The sequence below is a fragment of the Bacillus sp. FJAT-52991 genome, from assembly GCF_037201805.1.
GTDB classification, from domain to species: Bacteria; Bacillota; Bacilli; order Bacillales; family Domibacillaceae; genus Bacillus_CE; species Bacillus_CE kandeliae.
Window position 1 is genome coordinate 1,066,163 of record NZ_CP147404.1, and the last position, 15,479, is coordinate 1,081,641.

The 15,479-nt window shown below is 39.8% G+C and carries 14 protein-coding genes and 2 pseudogenes; 14 read left to right on the top strand and 2 right to left on the bottom strand.

What is annotated here, in order from left to right; translation table 11 throughout:
- Positions 1 to 7: 7 nt before the first annotated feature.
- The 9 genes and pseudogenes from WDJ61_RS05580 to WDJ61_RS05620 all read left to right on the top strand — a co-directional run bounded on the left by WDJ61_RS05580 (position 8) and on the right by WDJ61_RS05620 (position 8,648).
- On the top strand, positions 8 to 1,474 hold the full coding sequence (locus WDJ61_RS05580) for a nicotinate phosphoribosyltransferase (RefSeq protein WP_338753699.1): 1,467 nt from the start codon (positions 8 to 10) through the stop codon (positions 1,472 to 1,474).
- Positions 1,475 to 1,642: 168 nt separating this feature from the next.
- Entirely contained in the window at positions 1,643 to 2,830 is a 1,188-nt protein-coding gene (gene megL, locus WDJ61_RS05585) for a methionine gamma-lyase (RefSeq protein WP_338753700.1), read from the top strand.
- 189 nt (positions 2,831 to 3,019) lie between these two features.
- Positions 3,020 to 3,460 (top strand): peptidylprolyl isomerase, encoded by a 441-nt coding sequence (locus tag WDJ61_RS05590; RefSeq protein WP_338753701.1) that lies wholly within the window; start codon positions 3,020 to 3,022, stop codon positions 3,458 to 3,460.
- A gap of 66 nt (positions 3,461 to 3,526) precedes the next feature.
- Positions 3,527 to 3,757: pseudogene (locus WDJ61_RS05595) on the top strand (DUF1445 domain-containing protein); the annotation flags it as partial.
- A gap of 166 nt (positions 3,758 to 3,923) precedes the next feature.
- Positions 3,924 to 5,114, top strand: a complete 1,191-nt coding sequence (locus WDJ61_RS05600; protein WP_338753702.1) for a transposase — start codon at positions 3,924 to 3,926, stop codon at positions 5,112 to 5,114.
- Between the two features lie 250 nt (positions 5,115 to 5,364).
- Positions 5,365 to 5,907 (top strand): annotated as a pseudogene (locus WDJ61_RS05605) (D-glutamate cyclase family protein); the annotation flags it as partial.
- Between the two features lie 75 nt (positions 5,908 to 5,982).
- A complete protein-coding gene (locus WDJ61_RS05610; protein ID WP_338753704.1) occupies positions 5,983 to 6,693 on the top strand; it encodes a DsbA family oxidoreductase in 711 nt (236 codons plus the stop codon).
- Positions 6,694 to 6,835: 142 nt separating this feature from the next.
- Positions 6,836 to 7,417: a TetR/AcrR family transcriptional regulator gene (locus tag WDJ61_RS05615; RefSeq protein ID WP_338753705.1), complete on the top strand. Its 582-nt coding sequence runs from the start codon at positions 6,836 to 6,838 to the stop codon at positions 7,415 to 7,417.
- 55 nt (positions 7,418 to 7,472) lie between these two features.
- Positions 7,473 to 8,648, top strand: a complete 1,176-nt coding sequence (locus WDJ61_RS05620; RefSeq protein ID WP_338753706.1) for a YhgE/Pip domain-containing protein — start codon at positions 7,473 to 7,475, stop codon at positions 8,646 to 8,648.
- A gap of 102 nt (positions 8,649 to 8,750) precedes the next feature.
- On the opposite strand, the gene WDJ61_RS05625 is transcribed toward WDJ61_RS05620, so the two are convergent.
- Together WDJ61_RS05625 and WDJ61_RS05630 are read right to left on the bottom strand one after the other, a co-directional pair.
- Positions 8,751 to 10,487, bottom strand: coding sequence for a HAMP domain-containing sensor histidine kinase (locus WDJ61_RS05625; RefSeq protein WP_338753707.1), 1,737 nt, complete (start codon positions 10,485 to 10,487; stop codon positions 8,751 to 8,753).
- Complete coding sequence (locus tag WDJ61_RS05630; RefSeq protein WP_338753708.1) at positions 10,484 to 11,197, bottom strand: response regulator transcription factor; 714 nt, start codon at positions 11,195 to 11,197, stop codon at positions 10,484 to 10,486. Before WDJ61_RS05630 ends, WDJ61_RS05625 begins: the two co-directional genes overlap by 4 nt.
- A gap of 150 nt (positions 11,198 to 11,347) precedes the next feature.
- On the opposite strand from WDJ61_RS05630, the gene WDJ61_RS05635 reads away from it, so the two are divergent.
- The 5 genes from WDJ61_RS05635 (at position 11,348) to WDJ61_RS05655 (ending at position 15,458) form a co-directional block, all read left to right on the top strand.
- Complete coding sequence (locus WDJ61_RS05635) at positions 11,348 to 12,547, top strand: DUF418 domain-containing protein (protein WP_338753709.1); 1,200 nt, start codon at positions 11,348 to 11,350, stop codon at positions 12,545 to 12,547.
- Between the two features lies 1 nt (position 12,548).
- Positions 12,549 to 12,716 carry a hypothetical protein gene (locus tag WDJ61_RS05640; protein WP_338753711.1) on the top strand — a complete coding sequence of 56 codons (168 nt, stop codon included), beginning with the start codon at positions 12,549 to 12,551 and terminating at the stop codon, positions 12,714 to 12,716.
- Positions 12,717 to 12,876: 160 nt separating this feature from the next.
- Positions 12,877 to 13,341 (top strand): helix-turn-helix transcriptional regulator, encoded by a 465-nt coding sequence (locus WDJ61_RS05645; RefSeq protein ID WP_338753713.1) that lies wholly within the window; start codon positions 12,877 to 12,879, stop codon positions 13,339 to 13,341.
- Entirely contained in the window at positions 13,338 to 14,033 is a 696-nt protein-coding gene (locus WDJ61_RS05650; protein WP_338753714.1) for a hypothetical protein, read from the top strand. The genes WDJ61_RS05645 and WDJ61_RS05650 overlap by 4 nt, the downstream gene beginning before the upstream one ends.
- Before the next feature lie 270 nt (positions 14,034 to 14,303).
- Complete coding sequence (locus tag WDJ61_RS05655) at positions 14,304 to 15,458, top strand: saccharopine dehydrogenase family protein (protein ID WP_338753716.1); 1,155 nt, start codon at positions 14,304 to 14,306, stop codon at positions 15,456 to 15,458.
- Positions 15,459 to 15,479: the final 21 nt, after the last annotated feature.

Below are 15,479 nucleotides of genomic sequence, written 5' to 3' on the forward strand. Positions count from 1 at the left end.
AAGACAAATGAACAAGAGATATCAAGATGATGGACTAGCATTACATACAGATTTATATCAAATTAATATGGCGGAAACGTATTGGAACGATGGCATTCATGATAAGAAAGCGGTATTTGAATTGTATTTCAGAAAGCTTCCGTTTGGGAATGGCTATGCTGTTTTTGCTGGACTAGAACGAATAGTAAACTACTTGCAGAATTTTAAGTTTACCGATAGCGATATTGACTACTTACGTAATGAAGTCGGTTATGAAGAGGATTTTCTTGCTTACTTGCAAGAGATGACGTTCACTGGGACGGTCTTTTCTATGAAAGAAGGAGAGCTTGTGTTTGGAAACGAACCCATTCTTCGGGTAGAAGCTTCCCTTGCTCAGGCACAAATTATTGAAACCGCTTTATTAAATATTGTGAATTACCAAACGCTTATTGCGACGAAAGCATCAAGAATTAAACAAGTCGTTGGTGAAGAAGCAGCGATGGAATTTGGAAGTCGGCGTGCTCAGGAAATGGATGCGGCCATTTGGGGGACGCGAGCTGCTTTTATTGGAGGGTTCGATGGCACGAGCAATGTAAGAGCTGGGAAAATGTTTGGCATTCCTGTATCAGGTACACATGCTCATGCTCTCGTTCAAACGTATAAAGATGAATATATTGCCTTTCATAAATATGCTGAACGTCATGAAGATTGCGTCTTTTTAGTTGACACATACGATACGTTAAAATCAGGAGTACCGACTGCAATTAAAGTAGCGAAAGAGTTAGGAAATCGCATCAATTTCATTGGTATTCGTTTAGATAGTGGAGATTTGGCGTATTTATCAAAGGAAGCAAGAAAAATGTTAGATGACGCTGGGTTTCCTCAAGCGAAAATTATTGCTTCTAATGATCTTGATGAGTATACCATTATGAACTTAAAGGCAGAAGGAGCACAAATTGATAGTTGGGGAATCGGAACGAAGCTGATCACCGCCTTCGATCAAGCGGCTTTAGGGGCCGTGTATAAGCTTGTTTCAATTGAAAATGAACAAGGAGAGATGGAAGATACGATCAAAATTTCTGGAAATCCAGAAAAAGTGACAACTCCTGGCTTGAAGCGAGTATATCGCATCATCAATAAAGCAAATGGAAAAGCCGAGGGAGATTATATTGCTATGGAAGACGAGAACCCACAGCAAGAAAAACGGCTGAAAATGTTTCATCCTGTTCATACGTTTCTTTCAAAGTTTGTGACTAACTTTGAAGCGAAAGAGCTTCACGAAAAAATCTTTACTGATGGGGAATTCATTTATCATTTGCCGGAAATTAAAGATATTCAACAATATGTGAAAGAAAATCTCCAGCTTTTATGGAAAGAGTATAAGCGTTCGTTAAATCCAGAAGAATATCCGGTCGATTTAAGCCAAGCATGCTGGGATAATAAAATGAAGAACATTGAGGAAGTCTGGGAAAAAGTAAAAAAGGTGGATGCATAAAATAATAGAAAAACTAACTAGTATTGAGTCAATGAAAAGATCCTTTTATCAAAAATAGATAAAAGGATCTTTTCATTTTATGTGATCAATCTGTTCGTTTTTACGATATACTATAAATAATGCGATTTTTTAGAAAAAACAAACATCTTGGTTAAGGGGCGAAATTTGATGAAAAAACGATATGAGAATATGGAAACATCAGTTATTCATGCGGGCTATGATGCAAAGGAGCATTTAGGTAGCTTGTCGACACCGATTTTTCAAACCTCTACTTTTACCTTTGATAGTGCTGAACAAGGGGAGAAGCGATTTGCTGGCGAAGAAGAAGGATATATTTATTCAAGACTAGGCAATCCGACGGTACGAGCGTTAGAGGAACGGATTGCAGAGCTGGAAGGGGCGGAAGCAGGACTTGCCTTTGGTTCAGGGATGGCGGCTGTTTCTGCAGTCTTATTTGCCTTAACAAAAGCGGGGGATCATATTATATGTTCGCAAGGTATTTACGGTTGCACGTTTGGTTTGTTGGAATTGATGAAAGAGAAATATGCCATTACTCATGATTTTTGTACGATGGAGACAGAAGAACAAATTCGACAATTAATACAACCTGAAACAGCTTGTATTTATGTCGAAACACCGATTAATCCAACGATGAAGTTGATTGATTTAGAGATGGTGGCGAAAGTAGCGAGGGAAAAGGGGATTCCAGTGGTTGTTGATAATACATTCTCCTCCCCGTATTTACAACAGCCGCTACAATCTGGATGCGACGTTGTGCTTCACAGTGCAACGAAATTTATTGGTGGCCATGGAGATGTCATTGCGGGCCTCGCTGCTGGAAAGAAGGAATTTATTCAGCAAGTAGCTATGACGACATTAAAGGATATTGGCGGGGTGATTTCCCCCTTTGATGCTTGGCTCTTGTTAAGAGGACTTAAAACATTACCTGTTCGAATGGATCGTCATTGCGAAAATGCGGCCTATATTGCTGAACAATTGAAGCAGCACCCATTTGTGAAAAAGGTGTTATATCCAGGGGATACAGAAAACAAAGATTATGTGATTATGAGCAAGCAAATGAAAGCTGGCGGAGGGCTTATTTCATTTGAAATTGATGGAAGCAAAGAAGAGGCTCAAGCTTTACTGAACAAACTATCCCTAATTAAGATTGCTGTCAGCTTAGGAGATACAGAAACTCTGATTCAGCATCCTGCGACGATGACGCATTCAAGTATACCTAGAGAGATTAGAGAACAAATGGGCATTACAGACCAACTCATCCGTCTATCGGTGGGGCTTGAAGCGAAACAAGATATTTGGCAAGATCTTGAGCAAGCATTGAATCATAGAAAATAACCTCTAAAAAGGGTGACTCCACTAAAAAGGGTGACTCCACAATAGAATTTTATTCAACAATCGTTTACCCATACTAGCTTTTTGATTAGTTTCTTCTTCGGTTAAAAAAGAAATGTGCTTAAGCTTTTCTTTCGTGCGTCTGTCCGTTATAGTAGAAACTGAAAACTATTACATAAGGGAGACGATACTATGGCGAAAAAAGGAACAATTATTATGGAAAACGGAGAAAAAATCGAATTTGATTTATTTCCAAATGAAGCACCGAATACAGTAGCAAACTTTGAGAAGCTAGCGAATGAAGGATTCTACAATGGTGTTACGTTTCACCGTGTAATCCCGGGCTTTGTGAGTCAAGGAGGAGACCCAACTGGCACAGGTGCTGGCGGAAGCGGCACAACCATTAAATGTGAAACAGAAGGCAATCCTCATAAGCATGAAGCGGGCAGCTTTTCTATGGCTCATGCTGGTAAAGACACAGGCAGCAGTCAATTCTTTATCGTTCACGAACCACAGCCTCATTTAAATGGCGTTCATACTGTATTTGGAAAAGTGACTTCTGGTCTTGAAACAGTTCTTGCGATGAAGAATGGCGATGTGATGAAAGAAGTAACAGTGGCAGATGCTGAATAAGTAAGGAGAAAAAGAGAGAAGCAAATTGCTTCTCTCTTTTTTTAAATGAAGGTGGGAGAAAGAGATATGAACGAACAATTGAAGGGAATCAGAACACTTATTAGAAACAATGAATTTACTGGTCCTACTGCAGGATTGGCACCAGGATATACTCAAGCGAACCTTGTGATTTTACCGAAGAAAGCTGCTTACGATTTTTTATTATTTTGCCAGCGCAATCCTAAGTCTTGTCCGTTGACAGAAGTAACGGATATCGGTTCCCCCACGCCGAAGCTAACAGCACCTCAAGCTGATTTAACACAGCCCAGCGAGTAGGGAGGGGATGAATGTCGGTTCGGCACAGCCGAAAAGCATTTGGTTGATCGTCATCCGATCTTTGTCGAAAGAAAAAAGGGTTAAATTTTCCATTTCCTCTTGATAGGAACTTGTGTTCGTATTATAATGATGGCAAGGAGGGATGATCATGTATCGAACGTTGAAAACAGGCTTTACGGCTCCTCAGCCAACGCTTCAACAGTTGTTTCACCTACGCCGGATCTGCGGAACAATTTGGAATGACTGCGTCCAGCTAGCTCGGTATTACTACCGGATTCACGGCGCGTGGATCAACAAAAGCGATCTTCAAGCTGAACTCAAAGGCTTGTACCCCCTTCACAGTCAGACGATCCAAGCGGTGTGCCACAAGTTTCTGCATGCCCGAGATGGGGTTCGCCAAGCACGGAAAACGAATAAGTCCATCCGATATCCATACAAGGAAAAGTTCGTGTTCCATCCCAAATGGGTCGATAAATCTTTCGTACTAAAAGGACGCAAGCTGACTCTCAGCTTAGGCAGATGGCAGGGAAAACAGCAGACACCGCTCGTGTTGACGCTCGCATCGGTTCCGACTGGCTTGGTCAAAGAAGTGGAACTCGTCTATGATGGCCGGTGGCATGCCTGTTTGTCGTATGAAGATGGAGTCAATCCCCTACCGATTCCAGACGGTCATACGGCAGCGATTGATCCAGGTGAGATTCATACGATTGCCGCCGTCAGTACCAGTGGACAAGCGCTTGTGATTTCTGGTAGAAAGATGCGCAGCGTTCACCGATTGAGAAACAAAAAAGTGAGAGAACTGCAAATCCTCATGAGTCGGTGTCAAAAAGGGTCCAGGAAATGGCGCCAATACCATCGAGCAAAAAAATACATTCTCTCCAAAAGCGAACGGCAGCTAGGGGATCTCCTGCACAAGACGACCCGTGCCTTTGTGAACTGGTGCGTGGAACAAAGAATCGGCCATGTCGCTCTTGGCGATGTGGAAGGCATCCAGAGATACACAAGCAAGCGAAACAAACGGCGAAAACGCCTCCGTTCCAAACAAGTAAACCAGAAGCTCAGCAACTGGAGCTTTGGAAAGCTGACTAAACAGTTAGCCTATAAATTAGAAGCGGCGGGTGTCTCATTATCGAAAGAAAATGAGGCCTATACAACGCAAGCATGCCCTGCTTGCGGAAAACGCAACAAGGTCCGTTCACGAAACTACCGATGTTCTTGCGGATATGAACGGCATCGGGATGTCCATGGTGCAGGGAACATCTTATCTCAGTATTTGCACGGGAAGTTTCGAGAAGTGATGATAACTGACATCACGTATCTACGTCCTGTACAGGCGTAGTAGATGGGTAGAACCGCCCCGGGGGAGAGGGCCGTGCCTTCGATTCTCTATCTGTTGCTTACGGTGGCAGCCAGCCGTCGGGAGACGTCTGGCGTCAAGACCACTGCTTCCTGTAGGGGAGCGTCAGTCCCCGAGAAAGACGAGGGTGTCGTGTACACCTATGGACATCGTCCAGCTTCTGATGTCGAAGGGATCGACAAGAAACCTTCACCTCAAGCGCGAAGCGATAGGTGGGGGAGGTTCATGGTTTGATGTGCCTAAATATCGTATTTATAAACATGGGGAACTAATAGAAGAGGTTGCTCAAATAGACGATGTTTGGCAAGAGGATTTTGTTTCGTTTTTAATTGGCTGTAGCTTTACGTTTGAGCATGTCTTAATGGAAAATGGACTAGAGATTCGGCATATTGCTGAGCAGCGGAATGTACCAATGTATGTGACGAACATTCCTAGTAAACAAGCAGGGAAGTTTCATGGGAATATTGTTGTAAGTATGCGTCCATTTCCAGCAAATCAAGTGGTTCGAGCGGTAGAAGTGACTTCGGGATTTCCGTCTGTACACGGATCTCCCATTCACATAGGCTCTCCTGAAAAAATTGGAATCAAGGATCTTTCCCATCCGAATTTTGGAGAAGCGGTGACAATTAAGGATGGAGAAATTCCTGTTTTTTGGGCTTGTGGAGCGACACCTCAATCGGTTGTTATGGCCAGTAAACCGGAATGAGCCATCACTCATGCGCCAGGCCATATGTTTATAACAGATATGAAAGATTGCCAATATTCCGTCTTATGAGAGTAGGCATTAAAATAACCAAGACCAATAGGGGTATGTTAAAATGAGCAAGAAACGATGAAATGGGGTGAAGCAATGAAAATTGAAATATGGTCTGACTTTGTTTGTCCTTTCTGTTATATCGGGAAACGTCGGCTAGAGAAGGCTTTGGAACAGTTTCCGCATAAAGCTGAAGTCGAACTTGTCTTTAAAAGTTATGAACTAGATCCGAATGCGCCACAAGAAAATGATCAGCATATTCATGAAGCATTAGCTGCAAAATATGGAATGAGCGTTGAACAAGCGAAGCAGATGAATGAAAATATCGGGCGTCAAGCGGCTGAGCTGGGGTTGGAATTCAACTTTGACAATATGAGACCAACGAATACCTTTCATGCTCATCGCTTAGCTAAATATGCGAAGGACCAAGGCAAAGAAAAAGAAATGGTCGAGCGATTATTAAAGGCTTACTTTACTGACTCAATGAGTGTGAATGATCAAGCTGTACTCTTGGAATTGGCGAGAGAAGTAGGGTTACAACAAGAGGCTGTGCAAGCCCTACTTGCAAGCGATCGCTTTACTGAAGAAGTGAGAGCAGACGAGAATTTAGCACGAACACTTGGCGTGCAAGGTGTTCCATTTTTTGTGATTAATGATAAATATGCCATTTCAGGTGCTCAGCCAGCTGAAGCCTTCTTAAGTGCCTTGCAAAAGGTATGGGAAGAAGAAAATGAAGAACCTGTACTAACTGATTTATCAACAAAAGCAACTGGTTCCACTTGTACAAATGAGAGTTGTGATATTTAGATAGATACAGCGTCCTCCTCAGGAAGGACGCTGTATTTCATTAGCACTCCAAGAGATTTCTGTTTACTATTGACTTTTTGTTTAAAATGTTTATGATAATAAATGTAAGCGATCACTTGCAAGAAGGAAAGGAAATAGGTGGATGGCAACGAAGGAAACACCAGACAAAATTATTGATGCGGCAATTGATCTGATTCGTGAAAGAGGTTATAAAGCGGCGACAACTAAATCCATTGCTGAGAAAGCTGGGGTCAATGAAGTAACGATTTTTCGCCATTTTGGGAGTAAAAGAGGGATTTTAGAATCAGCTGTTCAAAAGTTTTCCTTTGCTCCGCTACTCTCCAAGGTAATCCAAGAAGAGATGGTATGGGATCTTGAAGAGGATCTTTATACAATTGCTAGCGAATATCAGGCATTCATTATGAGCATCAAGGATTTCGTGTTAATTGGTTTAAGAGAAGCAGGAATGTTTCCTGAAATTGATGAGGAAATCGCCAAGATCCCTCGCCAGTTGAAACAACAGCTAATGAATTATTTTGATATTATGGAGAAAAAGGGAAAATTCACTGCGGATAATAAAGAAGCAATTGTCATGAGTTTTATTGCCATGAATTTTGGCTTTTTTATGTCTCGAGCTCGTCTAGGAACGAGTGTGAGTGCGATTACAATAGAAGAATTTTTAAATAATGGGATTCGAGTTTTTTCTAGGGGGTTAACTCCCTAGAAAAAATTTTCACTATTGTGCAAGTATGTACTTGCTTTCAAAAGGGGGATTTTCAATGAGTGCATTAAAAAATTTTTTCCAAGTTCGTGAGACATATATAGGTTTGCTGGCAGCTGTTGCTTTTCAAGTGATCTTTTTCTGTGTATGGATGACCGCTTATGATGGTGTGGATGATCGAGTTGGAAACTTAAAAATTGGAATTGTGAATGATGATTTAGTGATTGGAGAAGAAGTCACGACTCAAATGAAAAAGAACAGTCCTTTTACAATAAAGGAGTATCAGGAAGTCGAAAAGGCAAAAGCAGATATGGAAGATCGCAAATTAAATATGGTGATTCATTTACCTGCAAAGCTAACTGAAAAAGTGAAAGTTGGTCAAGAAGTGGAGGTCGTTTATTGGATTAACGGTGCCAATGCAGGCATGGGGAAAACAATGATGGAAGGTGCGGCACATCAAATGACTGGTGCGGTCAACAGCCATCTTTTTGTGGCTCAAAAAGAGGGAATGCTGAAACAATTTATCCCAGCAAATGGTACACCAGAAGCTGTAGGTGATGCTATCAGTCAAATGGTAGGAAATTTAAACGACCAACTTGTTCAACCAAAAATAAAAAAGGTAAATGAGGTAAAAGAATTCGCCGCGAGTATGGTCCCGATGATGGTGATACTTGCTTCGTTTGTTGGAGCGATGGTAATGACGATGCAGCTACAGCAAACAGCGGATAAAATAAAAGGTTATTATGGGAAATGGGAAGTGTTTGCTGCTAGACAAGTAATTAATATCGGTTTTTCATTTTTTCTTACATTTATCACATTAGCTTTAATGATGATGTTTGATATTCAAAGTGAAAGTTCCATGCTCGTCATTTATTTGTTTCAGTCCTTACTTTTCTTCTCATTTTTATCCTTGGCACAAATGTTTGTTTATCTAATGGGGAACGCTGGAATGGTGTTCAATATCATAGCATTGTCACTGCAACTAGTTACTTCTGGTGTGATCGTTCCACGAGAAATGTTATCTGATTTTTATTCGAATTTAGGTTCTTATTTACCAGCTACGTACGGATCGGACGGATACTTCACTATTATTTTTGGAGGAGAAATGAGCCATATCACTAGCAATATGCAATCATTGTTGCTGATTAGTTTAGGGACAATGGCGGTGACTGTGGGAGCGGTTTTATTAAAAGGTATTCGGTCAAAAGAGGTTGTGATAGAGAAAGCAAGCTAAGTGTGAAGCAGCGAGAGCGCTGCTGGAATATTAAATACTAGCGGTTGGTTTAAAACAAAGAGGTCAGACTCCATGGTAGTCATGAAGTCTGATCTATGTTAGTTAGTATCTAGGAAAGTGAATATGTACAGTTGTACCTGTCCCAACTTCTGAGCGGACTTCTACGGTAGCGCCGTGAAGGGTGGCGATTTGCTTGGCAATGCTCATGCCAAGACCTGCTCCTTCAATTCGTTCATCCGTGTTCGTCCCACGGTAATAGCGTTCAAATAGTTGTTCTATTGTTTCCTTATCCATGCCAACACCGTTATCTTCAATCCAAATGTGTAAGCCATCTGCTGATTTGGAGGCGCGGATGATTATAGTTGTGCCGCTTGGATTATGTTTGATGGCATTAAAAATTAAATTGTCCATCATTCGCTCGAACCACTTTTGATCTGCTTCTATTTCTACCTGTATGGTTATAGGTTCAAAATGAAAATGATAATCTTGCAATGTTCGATCCTGGATAAATTTAGAGATAATCGTTTCAAGGAGTTGATTCACTTGGAACGTTTCTTTTGAAAGATGGAGCTCATTATTTTTTAACTCGAAGGTAAGCGAAAAATCTTCAATTAAATGAAGCATATATTCACCCTTTTCACGAATGGTTTGACCCACCTCTTCAAGCTCTTCTTTCGACCAATTGTACTGGCCGCTTTCTAATAAATGCCCATATCCTTGAACCGTAGATAGAGGGGTGCGCAAGTCATGAGAGATTCCCGTCATCCATTCTTCTCTAGTTTTTTCAAGTTTGGCCCGTTCTTTTACTGATAGATCGAGTTTTTCTGCCATCGCATAAAAGGCATTGATCACTTCTTTGTACAAACGGTAGCGGATTCGTACCTTTCCGTTTTTCCGAAAGATTTTTTTTCTTTCTTGTTCGGTAAGTACTTCTTCATAATTCCCTTGCTTCATTCTTTCTAGCCAACTTGTAAAAATAAATAGAGGTTGTCCGTAACGAAAGCCATTCCAAAAAGAGAGACTAAGAGTAATGAGCAAAACGATCGTACCGACAATGCCGAAACCAAGGAGATATTCCGTCATCACGGATAATGTTTGATTTTTGTCCTTCTTTTTTGGTGTATGCAAAAGCCAAGTATGGTTTGTAGATGGATCATTATAAACAGCGGTTGTTGTTGAATAAATACCAGGTGTCATCTTTTTAGAAATAATATCTAACGGCTCGTATTTTTTTGTGTTCATCGGTTTTCCGGCGGTGTCAATAATATCACCATTTTCATTAATAATTTGGAGAGTTCCATCGATCTTTTTTAGTTGCTTTTCTAGTTGCCTTCTTTCGGTTTCGGAGATTTGACCTTGATGATTATAAGTAGTCACTAGTGTTTGTAGAGTGGTCATTGCTATATCTTTATATCCAACTAAAAAGATATAGGGCTGTTTATCAGTGTTGTCAAATTCTGATAAAACTGTATATTCTCTAAACTGTTTGTTTTCTGCAATTTGTAAAATGTCACCGACAGAGTAGTGTTTAGGTAAAGATGAAGGCGTATTGCTAGATCCAACAACCTCTCCTTGACAATTTACTACTTGAGCCCACATATGTTTTTCTCTTAGGACTTGTCTCCATTGCTTATCGATTTCAGCCTTGTTATCTTCAACGACCGTTTCTGTTGTTATATATTCTAATACACCGGCTGGATAATTTTTGCGAAGTTCCTGATTAGACATATGCTGGATTAATAGAAAAAGCAGAGCAAATAATAAAATGATAATAGCAATGGATAAGGAAATAAATTGAATAGAAAAATGAAAAATCAATCGTCTTCTTAATGATTTCATATCATTTTTCCTTTAACCAGTTTGTAACCAAGACCGCGAACGGTTAATAAATACTGCGGTCGGCTAGGGTCCTCTTCAATTCGTTCTCTAATTCGTCTAATATGAACCGGTACGGTATTGTCATCGACATAATGGTTAAAGCCCCAAACAGCCTCTAATAATTCAGACTTAGAGAACACTTTATTGGGATGTTTACAAAAATAGAGCAAAAGTAAATATACTTGAGTCGGACATGAAACAGCCTGTCCATTAACTAATAACTCTCCTTTGTCCTCATCGATTAAAAACCTTCCAAAATGATATTGCTTCTTTTTATTTACTATTGGTAAATGTTCGACCGATGAGATTCTGCGAAAATAAGCTTTAATTCTTGCCGCGATTTCCAGAGGATTAAACGGTTTTGTGACATAATCATCTCCGCCTATAGCGAATCCTGTTAATACATCAAGATCAGATACTTTGGCTGTGACAAATAAAATATACGCTTCTGAAATTTCCCGAATTTTAGGGCATAATTCAAATCCGCTATAATCAGGTAACATGACATCAAGTATAATCAAGTCGATGTGTTTTTTTTCTAATATCGCTAGAGCATCTTTCGCTGTATGAGCGGTATAAATATGCTCAAATCCTTCTTTTCTCAAAACGGTTTCAATCATTTTCACAATCGCTTTTTCGTCATCGACGAGCAAAATATTTCTTGTTTTCATTTCTATGCACCTCGCTTTTCATACTAGCATATGAAGATTACGAGAACTTGAACGGAAGGAAAAAAATTTATGAAATGTTAATCTATTGTTTGTTCTAAAGAAAACTTTCCCATGTAAATTAATAGTAACAACATTTGTGAGGAGAATTGGATGGATAAGTATAGAGTTTCAGCAATTGACGGTATGAGAGGCTTTAGTCTATTAGGGATATTGCTAGCCAATATGTTAATCTTTCAATACGGTATGTGGGGGAAGGATGAAATTGGCTTTTATTCGTTGTCAGCAACTGATTTGGGAGCCTATAAATTAGTCAAAATGTTAGTTGAGGGCAGTTTTATGCCAATCTTTACGTTTCTATTTGGTTATTCGATGATTAAAATGAAGGAAAGTTTGGAGCGTAAAGGGGTACCGGTGAAACGGTATTTTGTTCGACGATTTTTGTTTTTAATAGGCGCGGGGTTTTTACATTCTACATTCTTATGGGAAGGAGATATTCTCCTCTTTTACGGTTTGATGGGATTTTTTCTATTAATGTTTATGAATCGCAGCCAAAAAACCCTTTTCATTTGGGGAGCGTCTTTATTAATTATCATGTCATTTTTTTTGGGATATGGAAACGTGGAAGAGCCCGCTAAAGATAAAAAAATCATGGCTGAGTATATCGAGAAAACAAAGGTGGTTTATAGTACTGGTAGTTATACTGAAATTAAGGATCATCGCAATAATGAAGATCCACTAAACTTGCCGGATGCCTTTTATGTAGTGCTTTTAATTTTGGCACCATTGCTTACTGCTCCGCTATTTTTATTCGGAATGTTTGCAGCAAAGGCGAATGCATTTGTTCATTTACAAAAAGAGCGGCCGCTGTATATGAAAGGAGCTCTACTTTTATTACCAATTGGTATTGTACTAAAGACCATTCCGTATTTGGGTGAATCCGCTTGGAATGGTGTGGTGGAAATGCTTGGGGCGAGCTTGTTGTCTCTCGGGTATATTTTTCTGTTTGCTCTTCTATACACAGGGAAGCCAAATAAAATATTTTCGGCTGCATTTGAAAATGTTGGAAAGCTGTCGTTAACGAATTATTTAATGCAGACAGTGATTTGTACGACGATTTTTTATGGATATGGTCTCGGGCTGTTTGGGCAGTTAGGAATGATTTGGGGCATATTGTTAGCTGTGATGATTTATACTTTGCAAGCTGTCGGTAGTCATTATTATTTAAAATCGTTCAAACGAGGACCAGTAGAACAACTGCTAAGAATGTGGACGAACTTTTCATGGGATGGTCATGTCAGAAAGAAAAAGTTGTTGATCGAGGAAGAGCCTAAAACAACGGAGGGGATGTAGGATGCCAAGACGATTAGTTGGTGGATTAATACTCGCAGTGATGGGAGTCATCCTTACTTTTTGTAGTTATTCCATTCCAGTTGAAAATCATTTATTACAAAAGCTTGGCTGTGTACTGGTAGTAGTGGGAATCTTTCTTGCACCTAATTGGATAAGTAAAGAAGAATAAGTACCTGATGAATCAGGTGCTTTTTTTTGTTGGAATATTTTCTATTTAAGTATAAAATTACACTAGTGGAGACTGTTTAAAACAGTTGTGGTAATGATATTAGTGTTTCTGAGAGTTTTTAAACTACTTCTCATAAAGAAAAGTAATGAAGGTGATATATATGGATAAACAGCAAGTGAATGAACTATTATCCGGTAAGCTCAAGCTGATCCGTACAGAAAAAGGATATACGCAAGATAAAATGTCGGAAGTGCTTGGCATTTCTAAAAAGACGCTCGTACAAATTGAAAAAGGGAGAACGCTCGCTGGCTGGACAACGGTTGTCGCTTTATGCGCTTTATTTAGGGAAAGTGAGATTCTTCAAGGATGCCTTGGTGATGATCCGGTAGAGATGGTTGAGACGATTGCTCATAACAGCATTAGCACGCCTAGAGAGAAAACAATGGGAGGGAGAGTTTGGTGGCGGGAGGTTGAGCTCAATCAAGGAATTCGTTTGCAGCAAAATGTGATTAGCGGTCATTTTCGTATTTTAGATGACGACGATTATCGCCTGTTTAGCGGATATGATAAGGAAGAAGCTTATCGAGAATGGAAGATTATTTGTCAAGGTGAGGCAAATAAATGAAAAAACGAAGAAAAAAAATTTTAGTTATTAGCGTGATTTTGCTCGTTTGTATCGGTGGCTTCATTTATGCTTATTTTGAAGGGTTACCTTGGAAAAAGAAGCAAGTGGCAAGGGAGCTTCAACAATATCTTGAAGAGAGATATGATGAATCCTTTGTTTTGAAGAGTACGTTTTTTGATGTCGAAGAAAGAAAGTATGGAGCGACTTTTTCACCAACTAGTGATCAATCGATGGCCTTTAATGCAAGAAAAGAGGGTGGAGAATATACATATATAGATGATTACCCGGAAGGTGTGTGGCAAAGAGAATTTCAAGAAGACATTGAACCAGCTGTCAGACAGCACTTTCCGAATCTAACAGACTGGTATGTCGGTACCGCTTATGGACAAAGCGGAAAACTAGTAGAAGGTCCCCATATTCCGTCTTATCAAGAAGCAGGTGCCTTTATGTGGGTAGAAGTTAGTAAGGCAGGAATCTTTAATGATTCAGACCAGCAATGGGAACAAATTTATCAGCTTGTTCATGAAGCACAAAAACTAACAAGTACAGCGGAAGTATCTTTTTCGTTCGATGAAAAACACGGAACGAAAGAAGAGGTGGAAGTGTATATTTCTTGTATGCCAGCTGAAGTGATTCAAGTGAAAAGTGCACAAGATGCGAAAAATGCTTGTGAAGTGACTAGGTTTGATTAGATGAGAAATAAGAACGGTCAAATCGCCTGATGGGGAAGGGAACCATCAGGCGATTTGTTAGTAGGAAAATCTTTGTCCTTGAAAGTGAGAGAAGATTTCACTAGTTTTTTGACTACCTAAGTCTAGTTGTTAAAGAGGGATAAGCGGGAATAAACAAGTATATATTAGAATAGGTAAGAAAGAGAGTCAATGCTTCATTTGCAATAGCAGAAAGCTTGTTGATCCCATCAATGCGGGATAAAAATTCCTAAAAAACAAGGGGGAATTTATATGCGTGTATTAGTATTAGGGGCAGGGTTAATGGGGAAAGAAGTGGCTAGAGATTTAGTGAAAAGTGAACGAGTGTCTAAGGTGACACTTGCTGATATGGATATGGAAAAAGCGAAAAAAATATGCAAGGGTTTACAATCATCGAAGCTTGAAGTGGCGTTTGTAAATGCGACAAAAGAGGAACAGTTAATCCACATTATGGGGCGACATGATATTGTGGTGAATGCCTTGCTTTATTCTTTTAATGAAAGCGTAGCGAAGGCAGCTATTTCTGCAGGTGTACATTGTGTCGATCTCGGTGGTCATATTGGTCAGGCAACGGACCGTGTATTAAAGTTGAATGATCAAGCGAAGGCAGCGGGGGTGACGGTCATTCCTGATCTTGGTGTGGCACCTGGAGCTATCAATATTTTATCGGGGTATGGTGCTAATAAATTAGATGAAGTAAAAATGATAAAATTATATGTTGGAGGTATCCCGTTAAGACCCTTACCACCTCTTGAGTATAATCATGTGTTTTCGATGGAAGGTGTATTTGATCATTACACTGATCCATCCTTTATTATTAGGGATGGCAAGAAACAAGAGGTTGCCTCCCTATCAGAAATAGAGACGGTTTATTTTGACAAATTTGGTCCGCTAGAAGCCTTTCATACCGCTGGAGGAACGTCTACTTTAGCCTATTCTTATCCTGATTTAGATAACTTAGAATACAAAACGATTCGATATCCCGGCCATGCCGAGAAATTTCAATTACTGATCGATTTGAATTTAACGCGAAATGACTATTTTGTTGAAATCAATGGTCAGAAAATAAAACCTAGAGAGGTCTTCTTGAAGGTACTTGCCCCGATTGTTGATCTAAAAGATGGTAAAGATGTAGTGTTGTTAAGGGTATTAACAATGGGATACAAAGAAGGACAAACGACTGGTCATTGTTACGAAATGATTACGTATAAAGATAAAGAGAATGAGGTAACAGCAATGGCGAGAGCAACAGCGAACACCATTTCCATCGTCGCTCAAATGATCGGAAATGAAATCATAACGAAGCGAGGTGTCTATCCTCCTGAGCAAATCGTTCCTGGTGATATATATATGAAGGAAATGGAAAAGCGAGGGGTAATGATTAAAGAGAGCATTCACAATAAGTAGGGTAATCCTCTTCACCTAAAT

Excerpts from the sequence above, each read along its gene's own strand:
- WDJ61_RS05580 (WP_338753699.1), top strand. The coding sequence starts at position 8 with ATGAACAAGAGATATCAAGATGATGGACTAGCATTACATACAGATTTA.
- WDJ61_RS05630 (WP_338753708.1), bottom strand. The coding sequence starts at position 11,197 with ATGAAAACAAGAAATATTTTGCTCGTCGATGACGAAAAAGCGATTGTG.
- WDJ61_RS05610 (WP_338753704.1), top strand. The coding sequence starts at position 5,983 with ATGAAAATTGAAATATGGTCTGACTTTGTTTGTCCTTTCTGTTATATC.
- WDJ61_RS05600 (WP_338753702.1), top strand. The coding sequence starts at position 3,924 with ATGTATCGAACGTTGAAAACAGGCTTTACGGCTCCTCAGCCAACGCTT.
- WDJ61_RS05640 (WP_338753711.1), top strand. The coding sequence starts at position 12,549 with ATGCCAAGACGATTAGTTGGTGGATTAATACTCGCAGTGATGGGAGTC.
- WDJ61_RS05645 (WP_338753713.1), top strand. The coding sequence starts at position 12,877 with ATGGATAAACAGCAAGTGAATGAACTATTATCCGGTAAGCTCAAGCTG.
- WDJ61_RS05590 (WP_338753701.1), top strand. The coding sequence starts at position 3,020 with ATGGCGAAAAAAGGAACAATTATTATGGAAAACGGAGAAAAAATCGAA.
- megL (WP_338753700.1), top strand. The coding sequence starts at position 1,643 with ATGAAAAAACGATATGAGAATATGGAAACATCAGTTATTCATGCGGGC.
- WDJ61_RS05635 (WP_338753709.1), top strand. The coding sequence starts at position 11,348 with ATGGATAAGTATAGAGTTTCAGCAATTGACGGTATGAGAGGCTTTAGT.
- WDJ61_RS05615 (WP_338753705.1), top strand. The coding sequence starts at position 6,836 with ATGGCAACGAAGGAAACACCAGACAAAATTATTGATGCGGCAATTGAT.
- WDJ61_RS05650 (WP_338753714.1), top strand. The coding sequence starts at position 13,338 with ATGAAAAAACGAAGAAAAAAAATTTTAGTTATTAGCGTGATTTTGCTC.
- WDJ61_RS05620 (WP_338753706.1), top strand. The coding sequence starts at position 7,473 with ATGAGTGCATTAAAAAATTTTTTCCAAGTTCGTGAGACATATATAGGT.
- WDJ61_RS05655 (WP_338753716.1), top strand. The coding sequence starts at position 14,304 with ATGCGTGTATTAGTATTAGGGGCAGGGTTAATGGGGAAAGAAGTGGCT.
- WDJ61_RS05625 (WP_338753707.1), bottom strand. The coding sequence starts at position 10,487 with ATGAAATCATTAAGAAGACGATTGATTTTTCATTTTTCTATTCAATTT.